We start from the raw sequence: 23,486 nt of genomic DNA, 5'->3' as shown, positions 1-23,486 counted from the left end.
GGTCCTAGTAGCGCAGGCTGAGGTTGACGCCGTACATGCGCGGCTCGCCGGCGATGAAGGTCGGCATGCCCAGGGCGTCACCGGTGTTGCCGGCGTCCTTGACGAACTCTTCCTCAAGCAGATTGTCGCCGAAGGCCTCGACCGACCAGTTGGCCTGGTCGGGCGTGTAACGCAGCCGCAGGTTGAGCAGGCCGTAGCTCTCCTGAACCTCATCCACGATCAGATCGGGGCCCAGGTTCCGGGTCTGCAGGTCGGTGCGGTCATTGTCGTCATCGAAGAAGACCTCGGACTGCCAGCTGTAGGTCGGCTGGACCTGGAAGGCGCCGCCGGCGACAGGGAGGGTCCAGATGAAGCCCGCCGAGGCGCGGTGGTCCGGCGACAGCCGCAGGTGGTTGCCGTCATAGATGCCGGCCTTGAACCGGGCATGGTTGTAGCCATAGGTCGCGAACAGATCGAGCTGGTCGCCGGCGCTCCAGTTGACCTGACCTTCAAAGCCATAGGCCTCGGCCTGGCCGGCATTGGTGACCACGAAGCGGACGCCTTCCTGAACCGTCGTCTGGAAGTTCTCGTAGTTGTAGACATAGACGGCGCCGTCGAGCCGCAGGCGGCGATCCATCAGGGCCGCCTTGGCGCCGAGCTCATAGCTGTCGACGGTTTCGGCATCGATCTCGCGGAAGGTCACAGCGCCGAGGGGGGCGGCCGGCCCGACCGGGCCAAAGACCGTGGGCCGGCGTCCCCGCGCATAGTTGGCGTAGAGGCTGGCGTCGTCGGACAGGGCGTAGCGGGCCGTCAGACGCCATGTCAGGCCGTCGTCCTCGGCATCGCCATAGACGAAGTCGCCGTTGTTGGCCGTCGGCTGGGCGGTCAGGCCGAAGAGCGGCAGCAGGTTCGCCGGCAGGACCACAGCGTTCGGATTGGCCAGGCCGCCGAGCAGGGCGGGGATCTGGGCCGCAGGCACGGCGCCGGTCTGGATCGCCAGCAGGCCGCCGAGGATGGACCGGCCGTTGTCCACACTGGAGGCATAGCCCGTGGTCTTTTCATCGCGGGTGTAGCGCAGGCCGCCGGCCAGTTCGAGGCGGTCGGTGACGGCCCAGGTCAGGTCGGCGAAGACGTCAAGGGAGTTGAGTTCGCTGGAGTTGGTCGAGGTCTCGATATGACCCGGCTTCAGATTGGCGGCGATCGGCGTGGCCAGGGCCGCGGCGCCCAGGGGCGTCAGCAGCTGGGCTATGATTGAGCGGGCCACAGTCGGATAGGCCGCCGAGGGCAGGGTGTTGGCCAGTACGGCCAGGGGCGTGCCGTCCAGCGCGCCGGAAAGCTGGGCCAGCACCATGCGCTCGTCGAACTGGACCGGCGCGCGTTGATAGCCTTCCTCGTGGAACCAGCCGGCGCCGATGAAGCCGGTGATCCGGCCGCCGGCGTCATAGTTCAGGCGGAATTCCTGGCTGGTCTGTTCGCCGTAGGCTTCTTCTGCGGCGCTCAGCAGGGGCAGGGAGACGCCGTCGGCGTCGAAGGCCTCGTATGACTCGAACTGACGGTAGGCGGTGGTCGAGTTCAGCGTCAGGCTGTCTGACAGCTTCCAGGCGACCAGGCCCGTGACGCCCCAGACTTCACGCTCCAGCCCCAGGGACTTGCCGCCGTCGAAGGCGGCGCCCGGCGTCAGGGCGGCGCCCTCCCAGGGCTCGCGGCCGCCCAGAACGGCGCCGGTCGTCGGGTTCTGCGGGGTGAAGGCCAGTGACTTGAACGAGGTGCCGGCGGCGTCGTCGGTCTGGTAGTTGCCGATGATGTCGATGCTCAAGGCGTCCGACGGTTCAAACGCGCCCGACAGGCGGAAGGCCCGGGTTTCGACGCTGTTGAAGTCCGAGCCGCCCAGCAGGTTCTCGACATAGCCGTCGCGGGTCTTCATCCGCGTGGCGAAGCGGATCGCCGCGCTGTCGGAGACCGGGGCGTTCAGCATCAGCTCGACCATTCGGTAGTCGTAGTTGCCGATCCCGGCGCGGCCGGCGGCGTCGAAACCGCCGATGTCGGCCTTGTTCTGGATGATGTTGACGGCGCCGATCAGGGCGCCGCGGCCGTACAGGGTCGACTGCGGGCCCTTGGCCACCTCGACGCGTTCGACATCGAACAGTTCGACATAGGAGCCGCGCGACTTGGAGATGGAGACCCCGTCCTGGAACACTGATACACGGGGTTCGGCGGTCGCGGCGCCCGAGTCAGAGGTGATGCCGCGCATCACGAAGCCCGCATTGTTGGGGGACTGGTTCTGGACCAGGAAGCCGGGGGTGAAGGCCGACAGCTCCTCGAAGTCCTGGACCCCGAGGTTTTCCAGAAATTCGCCGTTGTAGGCCGTCAGGGCGAAGGGCACCTCGATCGGGTCCTGGGCGCGCAGCTGGGCGGTGACCACAACGTCGTCGACGGCGGTCGTCGGCTCGGTCGGGCTGCCGTCCTGGGCGAAGGCTGCAGGCGCGCCGGCCAGCAGGGCGGCGGCGGCGCTGGCGCCGAGCAGGGCGGCCTTGAGGTGGAGGCGGTTGATCATGGATGGCCCTTTCGAATTGAGAGGGCGCTACCGCAGCCGGATGCCGTGTCCGCGACAGTTGGGCCAAGATCGCATGAACCTGATCTTTCAGGTGTATGAAGATTGATCCGGGCGTGTAGCATTTTCCCGGCGCGCAAGCCGACCCGACCTTGCGGATGCGGCGCCATCGGCGACTGAGGCGGCTAGTTGGACGGCCGCGTTCCCAGAAACACCGTCAGGGCCGCAGTATTGGGCGTGCCGGTCTTCTTCAGAAGTCGGGCCCGCACGACCTGAACTGTGCGGTAGCTGATGCCCAGTTGATGGGCGATATCCTTGCTGGTCAAACCGCGCATGACGCCTTCGGCCACCTGTCGTTCCCGCAGGGTCAGGCTGATGCTGGACGACAAGGCGACGTCGGGCCGGGTGGCGGCGACCACCGCCTCGAGCAGGGCCTGGGGATCGAAGGGCTTCTCGAGGAAATCCAGGGCGCCCGCCCTGATGGCCTTTACCGCCAGGGGGACGTTGCCGTGGCCGGTGACGACAATCACGGGGCGATCCTGCTGGCCGACGACCTTGAGTTGCGCCATCAATTCGACGCCCGTCAGGCCGGGCATCCTGACGTCTGTGATCACCGGACCGTCGGGCAGGTCGTCGACGGCGTCCAGAAAATCCGCGGCATCGCGGAAGGTCGCCACCTCGTAGCCTGCGTCCTCAAACAGCATCTCGATCGACCGCCTGACCGCTTCGTCATCATCCACCACTGCGACAAATCGCCCGACCGGCTCCATCACTCCGCCCCCGAAATGCGCAGGGTAAATTCGAACGTCGTGCCGTCGGTCCCGGTCCGGGCCAGCCGCAGCTGGCCGCCATGGGCTTCAATGACGGTCCGACAGATCGACAGACCGAATCCCAACCCATTGGGGCCGCTTCTGGCCGTCGGCTTGAATAACGTGTCCTGTACCTCATGGGGTATGCCCGGCCCGTTGTCGGACACGGACCAGACGAACCGGGAGCCGGCTGCCCGCCCGGTCAGGCGGATGACTCCTCCGGTCTGGCCGGCCATGGCGAGCGCGGCATTCCGGACCAGATTGGTCAACACTTGCTGGATCTGGATCCTGTCGCAATGGATCGTCGATCCCTCCTCGATCTCGACCTGAAAATCCACCTTCGCCTCATGGGCGATCAGCACCAGCAGGGGCTGAACCTCAGCCGCGATGAGATCCGGCGATTCATCGGTGCGATAGGTGTCGTGTCTGGATGTCAGCGCCCGAAATCGCCGGATGATCTGTGTGGCGCGATCCGCTTGGGCCGACGCCATCTCGATCGGAGAGAGGACGCGTTCGAGACCTGCCGCGCGAGTGGCCGCGACATGAAGGAAATTGGCGATAGACGCCAGGGGCTGATTCAACTCGTGAGCCACAAGCGTGGCCAGTTCGCCCAGGCTGTTGAGACGCCAGTTGAGAGCGATCTCGTTTCTGAGCACGTGGAACGCCTTTTCCGCCCTGACCTCTGTGCTGACGTCCTGAATGAAGAGCGCGTGCAGGTTGTCTCCATGGCTGGAGAACTCCACGACCTGGACATCCAGCCAACGGGGCGGGGCGTCGCCTTCACCGAGCGTAAGGCGCTGGCTAACACGCTCGGCTCGTCTGCGGGTCGTCCGCAGGTTGTCTGCTTCGAACAGTTGCGGATCCAGACCCGGAAGCGTCGAGAAAATGTCCTGCCTGCCGGCCAGCAGGCCGGAGCCGAACAGGACCTTCGCGGCCGGATTCGCCGCGACCACGAAACGCGCCTCATCGACGGCGACCATCGCCATGGGGGCGGCGAGAAACAGGGTTCTGGCGAGTAAGGATTCCACCCAATCAGGACTTTCGCAAATGAAGCGGCGGATGTCCGGTCAGGGATGCCCTATCCCCCCGGATCATTGGCCTGTCGATCAACATGCAACTTGTGAATCCGGATTTAAGTCCAGGCGTTCGGTTGAAACCGGCCCGCAACAATCCCGGCCGAAAAGGCGGTGGCGTGGCGAAGTCCCCTTGCAGTCTCAGGTGCGCCCCCTGCGCTGCCGGTGAAGACCCTGCGCCAGCATGTCGGTCGACTAGCCTTCCTCCACCCCTCCGTGCAAGACCCCATGGCGACGCGATCTGCGCGCGAACAGGCCAGGGCCAGAAAAGTTCCGTGGTCGGTGGGATTGGAGTACGTACTGATACTTAGTTTAATTCTTTAGTCATGATGGCTGCGGCATAGGTTGATTCAACAAGCAGTTGAAAGAAGCCCGTGACCAAAGACGCAAACACCCGACCAAAACTCCAGTCGATCGGTATGGGAGGCGCCCTCGGCGTCGTCCTTCTGGTCAATGCGGTCTCGCCCGCCCAGGCCATGGCGGACCCTTCGGTCAGCGGACAGGTCGGAATCGCGAGTCAGTACCTTGGCAAGGGGCTGGGCAAGAGCGACGAGGATCCCGCGCTGTTCGGATCGGTGCGCTGGGAGGCGAACGGCTTCTACGCCAGCGGCTTTGCGTCGCAGGCGGCATCGTCCAAGGGGGCGGACGCCGAGATCATCGTGGCGACCGGCTACGAGCGGGATGTCGCCGACTGGAGCCTGGATGGGCAGGTCATGTACCGGCAGATGACCAATGAAACCAACGGCGTCGACAGCAGCTATTTCGAGCTGCAGGCCGACGCGTCGCGTGCCCTGACCGAGCGGGTGTCCGGCCGTTTTCGGGTGAACTATTCTCCCGACACCTATGGCGCGGGTGAAGCGGCGTGGTGGACAGAGGCCCAGGCCACCTTGACGTTGACCCGCCGGGACAAGCTGAGCGTGGCGTATGGCCTGCGCCGTATCGACAACGGCGCCGACTACGACGCCTGGAATGTGGGCGTAAAGCACAAGTTCACCCCGGCGATTTCTGGCGATTTGCGCTGGTATGACACCGACGGCCACGACCTCGGCTCCCGATACGAGGGCCGGCTGGTCGCCTCTCTTTCCTACAGTTTTTAAGTTTCAGCGCGCGCGCTCGAGGGCCAAAACGTGAATTTCTCCAACTGGAAAATCGGTCGCAAACTGGCGGTGGCCTTCGGGATGCTGGCCCTGCTTACGGCTGCGATGGGCGTGTTTACCGTCGTGGAACTGCGCGCCATCGCGGCCTCGCGGACCGAGCTGGCCGCCGAGACGAGTTCGCTTGCCGGGTTGCGTCAGGCCAGGTTCTACATGGCGCGCCAGGAAAACAGTTTCCGCGGTTTCCTGCTCAGTGGCGATGACTACTACCTGGAGCGCCTGTCCAGCCACCACGACAACTTCCTGAAGGCGCTCGGTGAGGCGTCCGAGAGCTATGCGGTCGATGCGCAGGCTCCCGCGCGGTTCGAGGCGGCGCGGACCGCCGCCAACGCTTGGTACGAGCTGGTTGTGAATGCGGCCGAACGGATCAAGGCCGGTGAGGACCGCCTCTCTGCGGCGGCTCTGGTCGGCAATGACGGCCCGTCGGACAAGGCGATTGCGCCGGCAGAGGATGCCATCGACGCCCTGATGGAAAGCTCCGAGGCGGCCTATGCCGCCACCAATGGTCGTCTTGAGGACTCCGTCCAGCAGGCGGTCATCTATCAGATCATCGGCGCTGTGCTGGCCGCCATGGCCGCGGGCTTTGTCGGCTGGTTCACGACGCGGGCCATCGCCAGTCCGCTGGCTGCCCTGACCTCGCTGATGCAGGATCTCGCCCGGGGCGTCGCCATCGGTGAAATCGGGGATCTGGAGCGGAAGGACGAGATCGGCGCCATGAGTCGGTCGGTGCAGGTCTTCAAGGAGCAGTCGATCGCGCTCGACGCCGCTTCGGTCAGCGTCAGGGACGGTCAGGCCATGCTGGCCGGCGCCTACCGCGCCCTGGCCATTATCGAGTTCGACATGTCCGGCAACGTGCTGTCGGCTAACGATAACTTCTTGAAGATTCTGGGTTATTCCCTGTCGGACATCAAGGGCCGCCATCACCAGATGTTCGTCGCCCCGGAGCTTGCCAAGTCCCCAGACTATGCGGAGTTCTGGCGGCGTCTGAATGCCGGCGAGTTCGTTTCCGACAAGTTCGTCCGCTATGGCCGCGACGGTGTGCGTCTGGTCGTCGAGGCGACATACAATCCCATTCTCGGTCCGGACGGCAAGCCCTACAAGGTCGTCAAGTTCGCGACCGACGTGACTGCTGTCGAGAACGAGCGCGCGCGCCAGGCGGAGGCTGACGAACAGGCCGCTGCAGAACAGGCGGTGATCGTCTCCGAGACCGGCCGAGGCCTGACGGCCCTGGCCTCGGGCAATCTGACCTTCCGCATCGAGCATGATTTCCCCGGCGAATACGTCCGCCTGAAGGCCGACTTCAACGAGGCGATGGGCAAGCTGGAGGAGGCGATGGGCGTGATCGCGTCCAATGCCTCGGGCATCCAGACCGGCGCCGGCGAGATCAGCCAGGCGGCCGACGACCTGTCGCGCCGCACCGAACAGCAGGCGGCGACGCTGGAGGAGACGGCGGCGGCCCTCGACCAGATCACCGCCACGGTCCGGCGCACGGCCGAGGGCGCCCAGCGCGCCAATGTGGTGGTGACCGAGGCGCGCAGCGACGCCGAGACCAGCGGCCTGGTCGTGGGGCGCGCCGTGTCGGCCATGGGCGAGATCGAGAAATCCTCGGGCCAGATCAGCCAGATCATCGGGGTGATCGACGAGATCGCCTTCCAGACCAATCTTCTGGCCCTGAACGCGGGCGTCGAGGCGGCCCGCGCCGGGGACGCCGGCCGGGGCTTTGCGGTCGTGGCCTCCGAGGTCCGGGCCCTGGCCCAGCGGTCGGCCGAGGCGGCCAAGGAGATCAAGACCCTGATCTCGGCCTCGAGCAGCCAGGTGAAGGAGGGCGTGTCCCTGGTCGGTCAGACCGGAGAGGCCCTGTCCGCCATCGTCAGCCGGGTCAGCGAGATCAACACCCTGATGGCCGAGATCAACGCCTCGGCCCAGGAACAGGCGACCGCGCTCAGCGAGGTCAATACCGCCGTCAACCAGATGGACCAGACGACCCAGCAGAACGCCGCCATGGTCGAACAGTCCACCGCCGCCAGCCACAACCTGACCCAGGAGGCCGGCGAACTGGGCCGTCTGGTCAGCCGCTTCCAGGTCTCGGGATCCAGCGCCGCCCGCGTCCCGGCCATCCAGGCGGCCCCGCGTCGCCCGTCTGCGCCGTCCGCCCCGGCCTCGCCGATCCAGCTGGCCCATTCACGCATCACTGACTTCGCCAACCGCTACGTGGCCCCGCGTCGGGCCGCAGGCGGCGGTGGAGCCGCACCGGCAGTCGCCGCCGATAGTTGGGAAGAATTCTAGGTCGGTCCGGATAGGTACTAATACTTAGTTAACTTTAAAGAAACCGGTGATTCCTAGAGTGAGGGGGAAGAAGAGGATTTTCGGGAACTATTGAACAAGTGATTTCTTCGTGTGGTTTCGCGACTGACGAATCTTGAAGTTGAGTGCATCGCAAAGAGCAAGTGGGCGCTCATCTCAAATCCGTCTGAAAGTGGTCTTCCGTATTCGCATCCTCCGTTTCCTTCCATCACGTTACAGGGCTCGATCATGTTCAATCATTCCAGGCGGGTGGACCGGGTTCACGCTGACGACATGGTGTCCGCCATCAATCGCGCCCAGGCGGTGATCGAGTTCAAGCTCGACGGCACGGTTGTTCATGCGAACGAGAACTTCTGCCGGGTGATCGGCTACGAACTGCCGGAGATCGTCGGCAAGAACCACGAGATGTTTGTGGACCGGGCCTATGCCCAGTCACCGGAATACGGAGAATTCTGGCGCCGGCTTCGGGCCGGGGAGTTCGTTGCCGACAAGTTCGTGCGGTACGGCCAGGGCGGCCGTCGCGTGGTCATTCAGGCCAGCTACAATCCCATCCTGGGCAAGAACGGCAAGCCGGTCTCGGTGGTGAAGTTCGCCACCGACATTACCGCCATGGACAATCAGATCACCGATATCGGCGCGCAGATGGCGGCGGTGCAGCGAAGCCAGGGCGTGATCGAGTTTGATCTTCAGGGCAATGTGCTGACGGCGAACGAGAACTTCCTGAAGGTGGTCGGCTACACCCTGGCCGAGATCCAGGGGCGTCACCATCAGATGTTCGTCGACCGCGCCTATGCCCAGTCGACGGAATACGCCGATCTCTGGCGGCGGCTGAACAACGGCGAGTTCATCTCCGACAAGTTCACCCGCTATGGCCGGGGCGGCGCTCGCGCGGTCATCGAGGCCAGCTACAATCCCATCCTGGGTCCGGACGGCAAGCCCTATAAGATCGTCAAGTTCGCGACCGACGTGACGGCCGCCGAGGTCGAGCGCGAGCGCCGCGCCGAGGCCGACGAGCGCTCGGCCGCTGAGCAGCGTCAGGTGGTGGCCGAGACGGGCAACGGGCTGACGGCCCTTGCGGCGGGCGACCTGACCTATCGGATCGTCGGCGACTTCCCCGGCGAATACGCTGCCCTGAAGGCGGACTTCAACGAGGCGATGGGCAAGCTGGAGGAGGCGATGGGCGTGATCGCGTCCAATGCCTCGGGCATCCAGACCGGCGCCGGGGAGATCAGCCAGGCGGCCGACGACCTGTCGCGCCGCACCGAACAGCAGGCGGCGACGCTGGAGGAGACGGCGGCGGCCCTCGACCAGATCACCGCCACGGTCCGGCGCACGGCCGAGGGCGCCCAGCGCGCCAACGTGGTGGTGACCGAGGCGCGCAGCGACGCCGAGACTAGCGGCCTGGTGGTGGCGCGGGCCGTGTCGGCCATGGGCGAGATCGACAAGTCCTCGGGCCAGATCACCCAGATCATCGGGGTGATCGACGAGATCGCCTTCCAGACCAATCTTCTGGCCCTGAACGCGGGGGTCGAGGCGGCGCGCGCCGGGGACGCCGGCCGGGGCTTTGCGGTTGTGGCCTCGGAGGTCCGGGCCCTGGCCCAGCGGTCGGCCGAGGCGGCCAAGGAGATCAAGACCCTGATCTCGGCCTCGAGCAGCCAGGTGAAGGAGGGCGTGTCCCTGGTCGGCCAGACCGGAGAAGCGCTGTCCGCCATCGTCAGCCGGGTCAGCGAGATCAACACCCTGATGGCCGAGATCAACGCCTCGGCCCAGGAACAGGCGACCGCGCTGAGCGAGGTCAATACCGCCGTCAACCAGATGGACCAGACGACCCAGCAGAACGCCGCCATGGTCGAACAGTCCACCGCCGCCAGCCACAACCTGACCCAGGAGGCCGGGGAACTGGGCCGTCTGGTCAGCCGCTTCCAGGTCTCGGGATCCAGCGCCGCCCGCGTCCCGGCCATCCAGGCGGCCCCGCGTCGCCCGTCTGCGCCGTCCGCCCCGGCCTCGCCGATCCAGCTGGCCCATTCACGCATCACTGACTTCGCCAACCGCTACGTGGCCCCGCGTCGGGCCGCAGGCGGCGGTGGAGCCGCACCGGCAGTCGCCGCCGATAGTTGGGAAGAATTCTGATGACAGCGCTGACGCGCACCCTGCCGCTGCCCGGCCGGGTCGATACGACCACCCTGGGCGGTCTCTGCGCCGCCCTCAGGGAGAGGCGCGGGGACAATCTCGATCTCGACGGCTCGATGGTCGACCGGATCGGGGGGCAGGGCCTTCAGTTGATCCTGGTCGCCTTCAAGACCTGGGCCGAGGACGGTCACCGCCTCCGCATCGTCGACCCCTCGGCTGCACTGGTAACCAATATTGAACGACTCGGGTTCCCAATTGCCCCCCTGGACAGAGCGCAAGGCCTCACATGACCAAGGTCATTCTTACCGTCGATGATTCCCGCACCATGCGGGACATGCTGAAGCTGGCGCTCTCGGACGCCGCCTTCGAGGTCGTGCAGGCCGTGGACGGCCTGCACGGTCTGGAGGTGCTGTCCCAGCACGATCCGGACGTGATCATCACCGACATCAACATGCCCAATATGGACGGCTTCGGATTCATCGAGGCCGTGCGTCGCGACGACAGTCGCCGCGCGATCCCCATTCTGGTGCTGACGACCGAAAGCGATGCCGACAAGAAGCAGCGCGCTCGGGCGGCCGGCGCGACCGGCTGGATCGTGAAGCCGTTCGACCCCGTCAAACTGGTCGACGCTGTGCGTCGCGTGGCGAACTGAGGCAAGCGCATGGACCCGTTAGAGGCGATCAAGGCGACGTTCTTCCAGGAATGCGAAGAACTGCTCGGCGACCTGGAGATGGGTCTGCTCGCGCTGGACGCCGGTGACGGGGACGCAGAGACGGTCAACGCTGTGTTTCGGGCCGTCCATTCGGTGAAGGGCGGGGCGGGGGCCTTCGGTCTGGAAACCCTCGTCCGCTTCGCCCACGCCTTTGAAACGACGCTGGACGGAGTCCGGAATGGCAAGGTCGAGGCCGAGCCGGCGCTCCTGCGCGTGATGCTCCGCGCGGCCGACCGGCTGGCCGACCATGTCGCCGCCGCCAAGGCGGGTGAGGATCTGGGTCACGACGGCGACGCCGAACTGATCCATTCCCTCGAATCTTTCATCGAGCCTTCAGCCGGCCAGGACGCGGCTGAAGACGCCTTTGTCTTCGCGCCGATGACGGTCACCATAGGGGACCCGGAACCGGAGCTGGCTGCCGCCATCGTGCCCGCGCTGGCGGATCCCGAGGCCCCGTTGCAGCCGGATGCCGTGCCGGTCTGGATCGTGACGTTCAGGCCGCTGGCCGCCCTGTATCGCAATGCCAACGACGGCCTGAACCTGCTCCGCGAACTGGAGCGGCTTGGGCCGATCGAGACCACCCTCAATGCCGACGACGTGCCCAGCCTCGATGCGTTTGATCACACCGAGGCCTATCTCTCGTGGACGGTCCGCCTGACCGCCGACGTGCCGGAAGCCCGTATCCGCGACGTCTTCGAATTCGTCGAGGGCGATTGCCTTCTGGAGATCATCCAGGAAGGTTCGAACGCCGTCGCAACGGCCGCTGCGGACTCCGTCGCTCCGGCCGCGACCATCGATTTTCCCTTGGTCGAGACTGCCGGCGCCGACGAGCCGGCGCTCAACCTCGAGGCCATACTGGCCCTCGCCCGCGGCGGAGACCTGTCCCCTCCCGAAGAGACGGCGCCTGCCGCGCCTCAGTCCGCGCCAATCGCCGAACCGACCCCCGCATTGGCGGCAGAGCCTTCCGCGCCCGGCCGGGACGGGGCCGAAAAGTCTCGTGTCGCCCCGGCGGCGGAAGCGGCCTCCGCCGGTCTGGCCAAAACCTCGGAGTCGGCTGTGCAGCCGACGATCCGTGTTGACCTGGACCGTGTTGACCGACTGATCGACCTCGTCGGCGAGCTGGTGATCAATCAGGCCATGCTGGCCCAGCAGGTTCACGAGGCCGGGGTGGTGCGGTCTGGCACCATCGCCCTCGGCCTGGACGACCTTGAACAACTGACCCGGGAAATCCAGGACAGCGTCATGGCTATCCGGGCCCAGCCCGTGAAGTCGGTTTTCCAGCGCATGCCCCGCCTCGTCCGTGAAGTGGCCGGAATGACCGGAAAATCGGTCCGGCTGGTGACGGACGGGGAGGGCACCGAGGTCGACAAGACCGTCATCGAGCGCCTTTCCGATCCGCTGACGCACATGATCCGGAATGCCGTGGATCACGGTCTGGAGGACCCGGAGGGCCGGATCGCGGCGGGCAAGCCCGCAGAAGGCGTCATCCGTCTTTCAGCCCAGCACCGCTCCGGCCGGATTATCATCGAAGTCTCCGACGACGGTCGCGGCATCAACCGCGAACGGGTCCAGGCGATCGCCGTTTCCAAGGGGCTGATCGAGGCGGATGCGGTTCTGAGCGAGGAGGAGATCGACAATCTGATCTTCGCGCCCGGCTTCTCGACGGCCGCCTCCATATCGGACATCTCCGGCCGCGGCGTCGGCATGGATGTGGTCAAGCGGTCAATCCAGGCGCTTGGCGGAAGGATATCCATCTCCTCGGTGCCGGGGAAGGGCTCGACCTTCACCCTCAGCCTGCCCCTGACCCTCGCGGTTCTGGACGGCATGGTCGTCAGTGTGGGCGCACAGACCCTGGTGGTGCCGATCACCGCCATCGTCGAGACCCTGCAGCCCAAGGCCGCCGATATTCGTTCGCTGGGCCCCCAGGGCTCGGTCGTTGCGGTGCGCGGATCCCATGTCCCGCTGATCGATGTGGCGACCGCGCTTGGCTTTGCGTCAGATCCCGCTGCCGGGGCCGGCGTGACCCTGCTGGTGGAAAGCGAACTGGGCGGCATGACCGCGCTTCGCGTCGATGCCATCCAGGGACAGCGTCAGGTCGTCATCAAGAGCCTTGAGCAGAACTACGACCAGGTCGCCGGCATCGCCGCCGCCACCATCCTGGGCGACGGCCGCGTGGCCCTGATCCTCGACGTCGACGTTGTGATTGCGCGCCGGCGCCAGATTGTTCCCCGTTCCCAACCTCACGCCCAAGCGAGCTGAGCCATGTCCAATGTCGCGTCCGACCTTCGCGAACTGATCGCCTTCCGTATCGGAGGCCAGGAGTTCTGCGTGGACATCCGGTCCGTCCGCGAGATCCGCGGCTGGGCGCCGGCCACCCCGCTTCCGCAGGCCCCGGCCTATGTGAAGGGCGTGATCAATCTGCGCGGCACCGTGCTGCCGATCATCGATCTGGGTTCCAGACTTGGCTTTGGTCCGACAGAACCGTCAGCCCGTCACGTCATCATCGTGGCCCGGATCGGGACAAAGACTGTCGGCCTTCTGGTCGAGGCGGTGTCGGACATCCTCACGGTCGCGGAGGCGGTGATCCAGCCCACGCCCGACGTGTCATGCGACACCGTCCGCGCCTTTGTGCGTGGGGTGATCGCCCAGGACAGCGGCATGATCAGCCTGATCGCCCTGGACGGAATCCTGCCCGAGACCACCGTCGCAGAGGCTGCATGAGCCAGGCCGCCGCAAAGCGAAGCGGATCGTCGATCGCCGTCCCCGGCGAGTTCCCCTTCACATGGGCTGACTTCTCCGAGGTCGCCGCCATGATGTACGAGATATCGGGCATCCATCTGGTCGAGGCCAAGGCCACCCTGGTCTATTCGCGCCTGGCCAAACGGATACGCATCCTGCAACTGCCGGATTTCGCCGCCTATTGCGCCCTCGTTCGCAACCCGGACGAGACTGAAGAGCGCAGCGCCATGCTGAGCGCCCTGACGACCAATGTGACGCGGTTTTTCCGCGAGCCGCACCATTTCGAGCACCTGGCCGAAGCCAAGCTGCCGGCGCTGGTGGCGACCGCACGGGCGGGCGGCCGGGTCCGGATGTGGTCCGCAGGCTGTTCGGCCGGCCACGAGCCCTACACCATGGCCATGACGGTTCTGGAGGCCCTTCCCGAGGCGGCGGATCTGGATGTGCGCATCCTGGCGTCGGATATCGATCCGCTGATCGTCCGGCGCGCCGCCGCCGGGCAGTATACCAAGGATGATATCGAGCCGGTGCCGGCGGCCCTGCGCTCGCGCCATCTGGTGCGATCGGGGGACGGGTGGGGCGTCTCGCCCCAGATGAAGTCCCTGATCAGCTTCCGCACCCTGAACCTGCTGGGCGACTGGCCGATGCGCCACCGCTTCGACATCATCTTTTGCCGCAACGTCGCCATCTATTTCGACGACCCGACCCAGGCCCGTCTGTTCGAGCGTTTCAGCGAGGCGCTGCACGACAACGGCCATCTGTATATTGGCCACTCCGAGCGGGCGACCGTTGCGTCGCTGAAGCCGGAAGGCCTGACGGCCTATCGCCGGGAGGTCCGCCGTGGGTGAACCAATTCGCGTTCTGGTGGTCGACGATTCCCCGACCATGCGCGCCCTGATCCGGCGGCAGTTGTCGAGCGACACCGGGATCATTGTGGTGGGTGAGGCAGGCGATCCCCTGGAGGCCCGCGCCGCGATCAAGGCCCTGAATCCCGATGTCGTCACGCTCGACATCGAGATGCCCAATATGAACGGTCTGGAGTTTCTGGACCGGCTGATGCGTCTGCGTCCGACGCCTGTGATCATGGTTTCGACCCTGACCCAGCGCGGGGCCGAGGCCACACTGGAGGCCCTGGAACTGGGCGCCGTCGATTGCGTCGGCAAGCCGGCCGGCGGCCAGTCCGGAGAGTTCGACAGTCTTGCGGAGAAGATCCGCATCGCCGCCCGCGCCAAGGTTCGGGAACGCACTGATAGTGCGCCGTCGGCGCGGCCGGAACACTACAGCGCCGGCGCTGACGTGGTGGCGATCGGCGCCTCGACGGGCGGCGTCGAAGCCCTGATGACGGTGCTGCGCGCCTTCCCGGCGGATTGTCCGCCGACAGTGATCACCCAGCATATGCCGGCGAACTTCACCTCCAGTTTCGCCGCCAGGCTCGACAGGACAAGCGCGCCGAGCGTGCAGGAGGCCACCGACGGGGCCCGGCTGGAACCAGGGAAGATCTATCTCGCCCCGGGCGGTGCGGCCCACCTCAAGGTGATGCGAACCGGCGACCGGCTGATCTGCAGACTGGACGCGGGCGAACTGGTCACCGGCCACCGCCCGTCGGTCGATGTTCTCTTCAACTCCGTCGCCGCCGCGCGTCCACGTCATTCTGTCGGGGTCATCCTGACGGGGATGGGGCGGGACGGGGCTGTGGGTCTTCTGGCCATGCGTCAGGCCGGCGCGGCCACGATCGGCCAGGACGAGGCCACGAGTGTTGTTTTTGGAATGCCGCGCACGGCGGCGGAACTTGGGGCGGTCCAGCAGCAGCTGCCGCTTGAGCGAATCGGTGCGGCCCTGCTGAGGGCTGCGTCGAAATCTACATCAGGAGTCCAGTGATGCCCGCTGCATCTGATCTCAAGGTGTTGGTGGTGGACGACCAGCAGACCATTCGGGCGCTGGTGCGCAACGGCCTGAAGGCGATCGGCATCCATGATGTCGACGACGCGCCCGACGGCGAGGCCGCCATCGGCGTCCTGGTGTCCAAGAAGATCAATCTGATCATCTCGGACTACAACATGCCCAAGCTGGACGGACTGGGCCTGCTGCGCGCCGTCCGCGCGACCCCTCAGCTGAAAGGCATCGCCTTCATCATGCTGACCGGCCGGGCCGATACGGATCTGGTCCAGCGCGCCCAGCAGTTCGGCGTCAACAACTATCTGGTCAAACCCTTCACTGTCGACACGCTGCGCGAGAAGATCGAGCAGGTTTTCGGAGCCCTGACCTGATGAGGCCCGTCACAACTCAAGGCGGCGACGACATTCGCGTTCACGTCGGACAGGGATCGTTCGAGGTGACTGACCGGCTGGAGATCGTGTTCTCCACGATCCTGGGGTCTTGCGTGTCCGCCTGTATCCGCGATCCCTCCCTCGGCGTGGGAGGGATGAACCACTTCCTTTTGCCCGAGGCGCCGGGCAGCGGCGCCGACGACCGTCGCTATGGCGTTCAGGCGATGGAGCTGTTGATCAACGGCCTGCTGCAACTGGGCGCGCGCCGGGACCGTCTGGAAGCCAAGGTATTCGGCGGCGCGCGTATGAGCGCCACCCTGGCTGACATTGGCGGCAAGAACATTGCGTTCGTCCGGCGCTTTCTCGCGGACGAATCCATTCCGATCGTGGCTGAAAGCCTCGGGGGGGAGCAGGCGCGGCGGATCCATTTCTGGGCCGCATCCGGCCGGGCCCAGCAGCAACTGGTGCGTGATCCGGCGATCGCGATCCGCGAGCGCGCCCTGGCCCGTCCCGTCGTTGTGGCCGGCGCCGGCGATCTGGAGCTGCTGTCATGATTGCGGACGCGGCGCTGGATCGCACCAACATCGCGGTGGTCCTTGCACGCCTCGGCAGCGAGCTTTCGGACTGGGCCTTGTCCGCGCGTCACATCGAAAACGTCGTCCTGCCCGCTCACAGCGCGGCGGCGAGCGCCGATATCCAGCAGTTCGACGCCCTCGTACAGCATCTGGATGAGGTCTCTGCCTTTGTGCTCCGGCTATCGGCTGCGACCGACGACGGTTCCGGCCTGACGGAAGACGACGTCGACCGTCTGGCCCGGCCCACGACGCTTTCGGCCCTGCGCGCCAGGCTCACAGGACAGGCCACGGAAGCGGATGCGGCGGTTTCCAGCGGTGACGTGGAGATCTGGTGATGGCGACGGCCGGAGCGCCTGCGTCCACCGAGCGGATCAACCTGCGCCAGGTGACGACGCTGGCCGTTGATTCCAACGGCGCGGGCCTCGACATACTGGGCCAGATGTTGATGGGGTTCGGCGTCGAAAGGATCCACCGCGCCGGGTCGATGGAGGAGGCCAAGGAGATCCTGCAACGGCAGACGATCGACCTCGTCCTTTGCGACGGCATGCTTTCTGACGGGTCCGGCTATGATCTCATCCGCTGGCTTCGGCGCAGCACCCTGGAGCCGAACCGGTTCACCCCCAGCATTATCGTGTCGAGCCTGCCGAAATCGAGCGCCGTGACCGAGGCCAGGGAAAGCGGCGCCAACTTCATGGTCGCCAAGCCCGCTTCGCCGTCCGTATTGATGTCGCGGATCCAGTGGGTCGCCCGGGGGGGGCGACATTTCGTCGAGTCCGAGAACTATATCGGCCCGGATCGCCGTTGGAAGTTCGAAGGGCCGCCTGCGGGTCAGAACGGACGTCGCCAAAGTGATCTGACCACCTCCATCGGCTCGGCCGTTGAACCTAATCTCAGCCAGGCCGAAATCAATTCAGTCATCAAGCCGCAACGGGTCGCACTATGACATCTGTTATCATCCGGAAGGTGCGAACGTCGCTCGAGACCAAGTCTCGCCTGCCGGGGGGGATGTTCGTCACCGAGGCGGTTGCGAGCGCCGAGGGCAAGCTGGAGTCTCTGGGTGACGCTGCCCAGCAGCATGTCGACGAGGGAATCGTCCGACTGGCGGCGCTGGTGACGCCGGAAGCCAGGCGGCCGTCAGAGGCGGCTCTCCTTGAAATCAGGCATCTCGCGGACGCCATGCTCGGGTATTGCGCCGCGCTGGACCGCCCCGGACTGCCCGACTGTCTGCAATCTCTGGGCTATCTCGCCCAGGCCGTCACGGGGAGCGCGCTCTGGCGACCGGGGACCTTCGGGCCGAGCCTGACGATGGTCAGGCTGACCGCTCGCTCATCGCTGGCGCAGGAAGACACCAAGGTGTTGCTGGATGCGGTGGCGCAATGCATCCGCCACTATCAGCCCGCGCTGGCCGAAGCGATCTAGCGCCGGGGCACGGGTGACCGCGCGCGGGCGGTTTCAGCTGTAGACTCAGGAGCGCTGACGATCAGCGTTGCTCGCCCCATTCGTCGTTCAGCACCCGCCTATGGCGCAGCTGTCGCATATGTCTGAACACGGCGAGACCGGTATACTCTGCGTCAAACGGTCCAGCAGGCCCTGAAGCAGGTCCAGCTCCTGCTCGGACAGGCTGTTCACCACGGCGTCTGCTGTCCTGTCGAGCGCCGCGCCGCAAACCGCGACCTGGGCTTCACCATCCGGCGACAGGCGTAGAATACGTTGGCGGCGATCAAGAGCGTGGAAGGAGCGTTCAATGAGGCCCCGCGTCTCAAGTCCATCCACCAGTTTCGAGATGGCCGGCGCCGACACGCCGAGGATGCCGGACAGGGCGCTCTGCGGGAGTCCGCGCCGTCCGGACCCGGCAATGGCGCGCAGGGTTCGTATGCGGTTGTCCTCGAGCCCGCCGTTCCGATGACGCAGCGAAAGGTCCGCCTGGCCCAGCGCCCTGAGAAGTCGGGTTCCAGCTTCCGAAGCCCCTGCCGCGTCAGGAATCATCATGCCCATGTTGGCAGAGCCCTTGTCTGGTCGGCGCCCCCCTGACGCCTTCCCCCAATTTCGGCAAAGATGCTTAGCAAGTCGTAAATTATCCAACCTGGATTAACTGTTTCGATCGGAAACCGTTTCTCGGTAAAGTTGTCTACACGAGATCTTATCGTTCGGCGTCCAAATTGTGACAGTACCAACGATTGAGGTTTGCGATGTCAGACACAGTATTCCTGCAGGATCGCCTGTCTTTCATCGGTCTGGATACGAGGTCAAAGGCGGCGCTGGCCGCTGTACAACCGGTTGTTGAGAGCGCCTTGCCGGGTGCGCTCGACGCCTTTTACGATCAGGTGCGCAAATTCCCGGAGGTGTCCCGCTTCTTTGACAGCGAGAACCATATCGACGTGGCCAAGACCGCCCAGGCGCGCCATTGGTCCAGCATTACCTCGGGCCGGTTTGATGACGAGTTCGTCGAAAGCGTCCAGCGCATCGGCGCGACACACGCCCGCATTGGCCTGGAGCCGCGCTGGTATATCGGCGGTTACGGCCTGGTTCTTGACGGTCTGGTGCAGGCGATCGTCCGGGACCATGAAAAATCCCGATCCCGCTTTGGCCGGGGCGACGGCGGTGCGGCCCTGGGGGCCACGCTCGGGGCGGTGGTCAGGGCCGCCCTGCTCGATATGGATTTCGTGATCTCCCTCTACCTGGAAGCGTCTGAAAAGGCGCGGCGCGACGCCGAGGCCCAGAGGCTGGCGGCTGAAGCCGAGCAACAGAAGCTGGTCGATGAGGCGGAAACCCGCCGTCAGGCTGTCGAGGCGGAACAAAAGACGGTGGTAGAGGCGACCGCTGCAGCCCTTGCGCGACTGGCGTCGGGAGATCTGACCGGCCGGATCGAGGCCCACTTCGCCGGTCAGTACCAGGCGTTGAAGGTCGATTTCAATGCGGCGCTGGATCAGCTGGAGACCGTGATGTCGGAAATCTCCGCCAATACCGTCGGCATGCGGATGGGCGTCGGAGAGATCAGCCAGGCGGCCGACGATCTGTCGCGCCGCACCGAGCAGCAGGCCGCGACCCTGGAGGAAACCGCGGCGGCGCTCGACCAGATCACCGCCACGGTCCGGCGCACGGCCGAGGGCGCCTTGCGGGCCGAGGAGGTGGTCGACGCGGCCCGGACTGCGGCCGAGGCCAGCGGTCAGGTCGTTGAACGCGCGGTTCAGGCGATGGGAGAGATCGAACATTCGGCCGATCAGATCAGCCAGATCATCGGGGTGATCGACGAGATCGCCTTCCAGACCAATCTTCTGGCCCTGAACGCGGGGGTCGAGGCGGCGCGCGCCGGGGACGCCGGCCGGGGTTTTGCGGTCGTGGCCTCGGAGGTCCGGGCCCTGGCCCAGCGGTCGGCCGAGGCCGCCAAGGAGATCAAGAGCCTGATCTCCTCATCCAGCAGCCAGGTGAAATCCGGTGTGACCCTGGTCGGCCAGACCGGCAAGGCCCTGACGGCCATCGTCGCCCGGGTCGAGGAAATCACCGGCCTGATGACCGAGATCACCGCCTCGACCCGCGAACAGTCGACTGCGCTCGGCGAGATCAACACCGCCATCAACCACATGGATCAGGCCACCCAGCAGAACGCGGCCATGGTCGAGCAGTCCACCGCCGCCAGCCACAGCCTCACTCACGATGCGGAACAGTTGAACCAGCTTGTCGGCCGTTTCCGCACAACAGTCGATCATGGCAATCCAGGACTGAGATCGGCAGCCTGAGGCGAAAACTCCGCCTGGCCGTGTTTATGGACTGACGGAGCACGCGCGGTTCGCCTGTCTAGTCGCTGGCGAGAGAGTCCAGCCGGCCCCGCAGCATCTGCAACAGGGCGGAGAAGTCCTTGCCGCCGTATCCCAGTCCGTCGAACAGGGCGAACAGGGCCTCGGCCTGGGCGCCGAGGGGCGTGGTCGCACCGGCTTTCGCCGCCGCGTCCTGGGCCAGCTTCAGGTCCTTCAGCATCATGGCGGTGGCGAACCCGCCCTCATAGTTGCGGTTGGACGGGGCGGTCGGCACCGGGCCCGGCCAGGGATAGTAGCTCGAGACGCTCCAGCTCTGGCCCGAGGATTTCGAGGCGATGTCGAAGAACTTCACCGGGTCCAGGCCCAGCTTCTCGGCCAGGGCCACGGCCTCGCAGGTGCCGATCATGGTGATGCCCAGGATCATGTTGTTGCAGATCTTGGCCGCCTGACCCGCGCCGTGATCGCCCGCGCGCATGGTGACCCGGCTCATCGGCTCCAGCGCCGTCTCGATGCGGGCGAACGCCGCCTCGTCACAGCCGACCATGAAGGCCAGGGTCCCGGCGTCCGCAGCCACCGTGCCGCCCGAAACCGGGGCGTCGGCGAAGACATAGCCGGCGTCGGTCGCCAGCCCCGCCACTGTCCGCGCTGTCTGGACGTCGATGGTCGAACAGTCCAGCAACAGGGCGCTGGACGGCGCCGCCCCGATGATCTGTTCGGCATAGACCTTATGCACATGCGGCCCGGCGGGCAGCATGGTGATGACGACCTCGGCGTCGCGGACAGCCTCGCTGACGGAGGCGGCGGGGGTGCAACCGGCCGCCGCAGCCCGGTCCAGCGCCGCCTGCGACAGGTCGAAGGCGGCGACCTGATGCCCGGCCTTCGCCTGGTTCGCGGCCATGCCGCCACCCATATTGCCGAGGCCGATGAAGGCGATGCGTGTCATCTTGGTTCCTCCGCCCCCAGGGGGCTCAAATAAAATAGAGTCGGGAGAGTCGGGAGAGTCGGGAGACTCCAGATCGCCCGGATCGCTCGTGAAGTCCTGTCAGCCCGCGCGGGATGCAGCGCCCCTCGATCTTACACCCTGCCGCGACCAGGGCGGGTTCAGGCCCCTTCCACAACGGACAGGGGCGTCCAGGACTGATCTTCCGGCAGGGGAGAAAAAAAATCATCCAACAGGGCGTCGCTGACCCCCCGCAAGGTTTCGGGCGACCATTTCGGCGCATTGTCCTTGTCGACAATCACGGCGCGGACCCCTTCCTGGAAGTCGTGGGTGCGGACGACCCGGCTGCCCAGCGCATATTCCATCGCCATATTGTCGGCGAAGGAGGTCAGGGTCGCCCCGGTGCGGATCTGGCGCAGCGACACCTTCAGCGACTGGGGCGACTTGGTCCTCAGGATCGCCAGTTGGGCCAGCGCCCATTCGGAACCGTCGGCTTCCAGCGCCGCGAAGATCGCCTCAACCGTGTCATGGGCGAACAGCCGATCGATAGCCTCACGATGCGGGGCGAGCGGGGACGGGCCGGGATCGCCCGCCACGCGGTCGGCCACAGCCTTCGGGTCGGCGGGCGCGGCCAGCAGTTCCTCCCTCAGCGCCGTCGTGGCGTCCGAGGCGACATAGTGGGTGTGGATGCCCAGGGCCACCGTATCCGCCGCCTTCAGCCGCGCGCCGGTCAGGGCCAGCCAGACCCCGGTCTGGCCCGGCAGACGCGGCAGGAACCAGCCGCCGCCGACATCGGGGAACAGACCGATGCCCGTCTCCGGCATGGCGTAGGTGGTCCGTTCGGTGGCGATGCGGATGGGGGCCGGCTCCGAAATCCCGACGCCGCCGCCCATGACGATGCCGTCCACAATGGCCGTGATGGGCTTCGGATACTCGAACATCAGATGGTTCAGCCGGTATTCGGCGAGGAAGAAGGCCCTGGCCTCTGACGCGTCGCCGGCGCCGCTCTCGGCGATCATGCGTATATCGCCCCCGGCGCAAAACCCGCGCTCGCCGGCGTGGTCGATCAGGACCGAGGCCACGGCCGGATCGTCGCGCCAGGCCAGCAGCGCGTCGATCATCGTCTCGCACATGGCCCGATTCAGCGCATGGATCGCCTTCGGCCGGTTCAGGGTGATGCGGCCGACGGCGCCGTCGATGCGGGTCAGGACTTCGGGTTCGGTGCTCATCCCCGCAACATCTCCCGCGCCGTGATCACCCGCATGATCTCGTTCGTGCCCTCCAGGATGCGGTGCACCCGCAGATCCCGCACGATCCGCTCCAGCGGATAGTCCTTCAGATAGCCGTAGCCGCCGTGCAGCTGCAGGGCCTCGTCGGCGATCTGGAAACAGGCGTCCGTCGCCAGCCGCTTGGCCATGGCGCACCATTTGGTCTTTTCGGGATGGCCGGTGTCGATGGCCCAGGCGCCGCGATGGACCATCAGCCGGGCGGCCTCCAGATCGGTGGCCATGTCGGCCAGTTTGAACTGGGTGTTCTGGAACTCGGCCAGGGGTTTGCCGAACTGTTTGCGGGTCGCGACATAGGCCTGGGCCGTCTCCAGTGCCAGCCGCGCCCCGCCGATCGAACAGGCGGCGATGTTCAGCCGGCCGCCGTCCAGCCCGGCCATGGCGTATTTGAAGCCGTCTCCCTCGGCACCCAGCAGATTGCTGGCCGGGATGCGGCAGTCGTCGAACTGGACGATGGCGGTCGGCTGGGCGTTCCAGCCCATCTTCTTTTCCTGCGCGCCAAAGCTCAGGCCCGGCGCGTCCCTGTCGACGACGAAGGTGGAGACGCCCTTCGCGCCTTCGCCCCCGGTGCGGGCCATGACGACATAGACGTCCGAGGTCCCGGCGCCGGAGATGAAGGCCTTGGAGCCGTTGAGCACCCAATGGTCGCCGTCGCGCACCGCCGTCGTCCGCATCGCCGCCGCATCGGAGCCGGACCCCGGCTCGGTCAGGCAGTACGAAGCGATCATGTCCATCGTCACCAGCGACGGCACATAGCGGGCGCGCAGATCGTCCGACCCGAAACGGTCGATCATCCAGGTCGCCATATTGTGGATCGAGATGAAGGCCGCCACCGAGACGTCGCCGCGCGCCAGCTCCTCGAAAATCACCGCCGCCTCGACCCGGCCCAGCGCCATGCCGCCGTGTTCCTCTCCGGTGTAGATGCCGCAGAAGCCCATCTCGGCCGCCTGTTTCATCACATCGACGGGGAAGATCTTGTGCTCGTCCCACGCGGCCGAATGGGGCGCCAGCTCGGCGTCGGAGAAGGCGCGGGCCGCGTCCTGGATGGCGCGCTGGTCGTCGGTGAGGGCGAAGTTCAAATCTGTTCTCCCTGCCTCCCCCCGTCATCCTCGGGCTTGACCCGAGGATCGGACGCGGGGCGGGCGGTGCATCAAGGTCTGAGCACCAGCGGTGGACAATCCGGCCCTCGGGTCAAGCCCGAGGGTGACGGATGTG

General features: G+C 66.0%; 22 protein-coding genes. 15 read left to right on the top strand and 7 right to left on the bottom strand.

All coding sequences use genetic code 11. The features are described from left to right. Positions 1-4 precede the first annotated feature (4 nt). The 3 genes from ACW17W_RS11655 to ACW17W_RS11645 form a co-directional block, all read right to left on the bottom strand. Entirely contained in the window at positions 5-2,533 is a 2,529-nt protein-coding gene (locus tag ACW17W_RS11655; RefSeq protein WP_492077054.1) for a TonB-dependent receptor, read from the bottom strand. Between the two features lie 182 nt (positions 2,534-2,715). Next, positions 2,716-3,300: a response regulator transcription factor gene (locus ACW17W_RS11650; RefSeq protein WP_492077053.1), complete on the bottom strand. Its 585-nt coding sequence runs from the start codon at positions 3,298-3,300 to the stop codon at positions 2,716-2,718. Beyond that, complete coding sequence (locus tag ACW17W_RS11645) at positions 3,300-4,325, bottom strand: sensor histidine kinase (RefSeq protein WP_492077052.1); 1,026 nt, start codon at positions 4,323-4,325, stop codon at positions 3,300-3,302. Before ACW17W_RS11645 ends, ACW17W_RS11650 begins: the two co-directional genes overlap by 1 nt. A 461-nt stretch (positions 4,326-4,786) precedes the next feature. Here ACW17W_RS11645 and ACW17W_RS11640 point away from each other — a divergent pair, with 461 nt between their 5' ends. The 14 genes from ACW17W_RS11640 (at position 4,787) to ACW17W_RS11575 (ending at position 17,709) form a co-directional block, all read left to right on the top strand. After that, on the top strand, positions 4,787-5,509 hold the full coding sequence (locus tag ACW17W_RS11640) for a TorF family putative porin (RefSeq protein WP_492077051.1): 723 nt from the start codon (positions 4,787-4,789) through the stop codon (positions 5,507-5,509). A gap of 30 nt (positions 5,510-5,539) precedes the next feature. Continuing rightward, the gene (locus tag ACW17W_RS11635) at positions 5,540-7,852 is read left to right on the top strand and encodes a HAMP domain-containing methyl-accepting chemotaxis protein (RefSeq protein ID WP_492077049.1); all 2,313 of its coding nucleotides are present in this window, start codon (positions 5,540-5,542) and stop codon (positions 7,850-7,852) included. Positions 7,853-8,098: 246 nt separating this feature from the next. Further along, complete coding sequence (locus ACW17W_RS11630; RefSeq protein ID WP_492077048.1) at positions 8,099-10,000, top strand: methyl-accepting chemotaxis protein; 1,902 nt, start codon at positions 8,099-8,101, stop codon at positions 9,998-10,000. Further along, positions 10,000-10,290 carry an STAS domain-containing protein gene (locus tag ACW17W_RS11625; protein ID WP_492077046.1) on the top strand — a complete coding sequence of 97 codons (291 nt, stop codon included), beginning with the start codon at positions 10,000-10,002 and terminating at the stop codon, positions 10,288-10,290. The genes ACW17W_RS11630 and ACW17W_RS11625 overlap by 1 nt, the downstream gene beginning before the upstream one ends. Next, positions 10,287-10,652 carry a response regulator gene (locus ACW17W_RS11620; protein ID WP_492077045.1) on the top strand — a complete coding sequence of 122 codons (366 nt, stop codon included), beginning with the start codon at positions 10,287-10,289 and terminating at the stop codon, positions 10,650-10,652. The genes ACW17W_RS11625 and ACW17W_RS11620 overlap by 4 nt, the downstream gene beginning before the upstream one ends. A gap of 9 nt (positions 10,653-10,661) precedes the next feature. Beyond that, positions 10,662-12,971, top strand: coding sequence for a chemotaxis protein CheA (locus ACW17W_RS11615; protein ID WP_492077043.1), 2,310 nt, complete (start codon positions 10,662-10,664; stop codon positions 12,969-12,971). A gap of 3 nt (positions 12,972-12,974) precedes the next feature. Continuing rightward, positions 12,975-13,433: a chemotaxis protein CheW gene (locus ACW17W_RS11610; protein ID WP_492077042.1), complete on the top strand. Its 459-nt coding sequence runs from the start codon at positions 12,975-12,977 to the stop codon at positions 13,431-13,433. Next, positions 13,430-14,296, top strand: a complete 867-nt coding sequence (locus ACW17W_RS11605) for a CheR family methyltransferase (protein ID WP_492077041.1) — start codon at positions 13,430-13,432, stop codon at positions 14,294-14,296. The genes ACW17W_RS11610 and ACW17W_RS11605 overlap by 4 nt, the downstream gene beginning before the upstream one ends. Before the next feature lie 37 nt (positions 14,297-14,333). After that, positions 14,334-15,326 carry a protein-glutamate methylesterase/protein-glutamine glutaminase gene (locus tag ACW17W_RS11600; RefSeq protein ID WP_492080315.1) on the top strand — a complete coding sequence of 331 codons (993 nt, stop codon included), beginning with the start codon at positions 14,334-14,336 and terminating at the stop codon, positions 15,324-15,326. Further along, positions 15,326-15,715 carry a response regulator gene (locus tag ACW17W_RS11595; RefSeq protein ID WP_492077039.1) on the top strand — a complete coding sequence of 130 codons (390 nt, stop codon included), beginning with the start codon at positions 15,326-15,328 and terminating at the stop codon, positions 15,713-15,715. Before ACW17W_RS11600 ends, ACW17W_RS11595 begins: the two co-directional genes overlap by 1 nt. Continuing rightward, entirely contained in the window at positions 15,715-16,269 is a 555-nt protein-coding gene (locus tag ACW17W_RS11590) for a chemotaxis protein CheD (protein ID WP_492077037.1), read from the top strand. The genes ACW17W_RS11595 and ACW17W_RS11590 overlap by 1 nt, the downstream gene beginning before the upstream one ends. Beyond that, positions 16,266-16,625, top strand: a complete 360-nt coding sequence (locus tag ACW17W_RS11585; RefSeq protein WP_492077035.1) for a DUF8776 family protein — start codon at positions 16,266-16,268, stop codon at positions 16,623-16,625. The genes ACW17W_RS11590 and ACW17W_RS11585 overlap by 4 nt, the downstream gene beginning before the upstream one ends. Further along, on the top strand, positions 16,625-17,233 hold the full coding sequence (locus ACW17W_RS11580) for a response regulator (protein ID WP_492077034.1): 609 nt from the start codon (positions 16,625-16,627) through the stop codon (positions 17,231-17,233). Before ACW17W_RS11585 ends, ACW17W_RS11580 begins: the two co-directional genes overlap by 1 nt. Positions 17,234-17,295: 62 nt before the next feature. Then, a complete protein-coding gene (locus ACW17W_RS11575; protein ID WP_492077033.1) occupies positions 17,296-17,709 on the top strand; it encodes a hypothetical protein in 414 nt (137 codons plus the stop codon). An 87-nt stretch (positions 17,710-17,796) separates the two neighbouring features. On the opposite strand, the gene ACW17W_RS11570 is transcribed toward ACW17W_RS11575, so the two are convergent. Further along, positions 17,797-18,279, bottom strand: coding sequence for a MarR family winged helix-turn-helix transcriptional regulator (locus ACW17W_RS11570; RefSeq protein ID WP_492077032.1), 483 nt, complete (start codon positions 18,277-18,279; stop codon positions 17,797-17,799). Between the two features lie 200 nt (positions 18,280-18,479). On the opposite strand from ACW17W_RS11570, the gene ACW17W_RS11565 reads away from it, so the two are divergent. Then, positions 18,480-20,027: a methyl-accepting chemotaxis protein gene (locus ACW17W_RS11565; RefSeq protein WP_492077031.1), complete on the top strand. Its 1,548-nt coding sequence runs from the start codon at positions 18,480-18,482 to the stop codon at positions 20,025-20,027. A gap of 58 nt (positions 20,028-20,085) precedes the next feature. Here ACW17W_RS11565 and mmsB read toward each other — a convergent pair whose 3' ends face one another. From mmsB to ACW17W_RS11550, 3 genes are all read right to left on the bottom strand, one after another. Continuing rightward, entirely contained in the window at positions 20,086-20,988 is a 903-nt protein-coding gene (gene mmsB / locus ACW17W_RS11560; protein WP_492077030.1) for a 3-hydroxyisobutyrate dehydrogenase, read from the bottom strand. Positions 20,989-21,146: 158 nt separating this feature from the next. Further along, a complete protein-coding gene (locus ACW17W_RS11555; protein WP_492077029.1) occupies positions 21,147-22,214 on the bottom strand; it encodes an enoyl-CoA hydratase/isomerase family protein in 1,068 nt (355 codons plus the stop codon). After that, positions 22,211-23,350 (bottom strand): acyl-CoA dehydrogenase family protein, encoded by a 1,140-nt coding sequence (locus tag ACW17W_RS11550; protein WP_492077028.1) that lies wholly within the window; start codon positions 23,348-23,350, stop codon positions 22,211-22,213. Before ACW17W_RS11550 ends, ACW17W_RS11555 begins: the two co-directional genes overlap by 4 nt. Positions 23,351-23,486: the final 136 nt, after the last annotated feature.

This window comes from Brevundimonas sp. FV1ye29L (assembly GCF_058681095.1).
The sequence above is the reverse complement of the archived record's forward strand: the minus strand, read 5'-3'. Positions and strand labels throughout refer to the sequence as shown.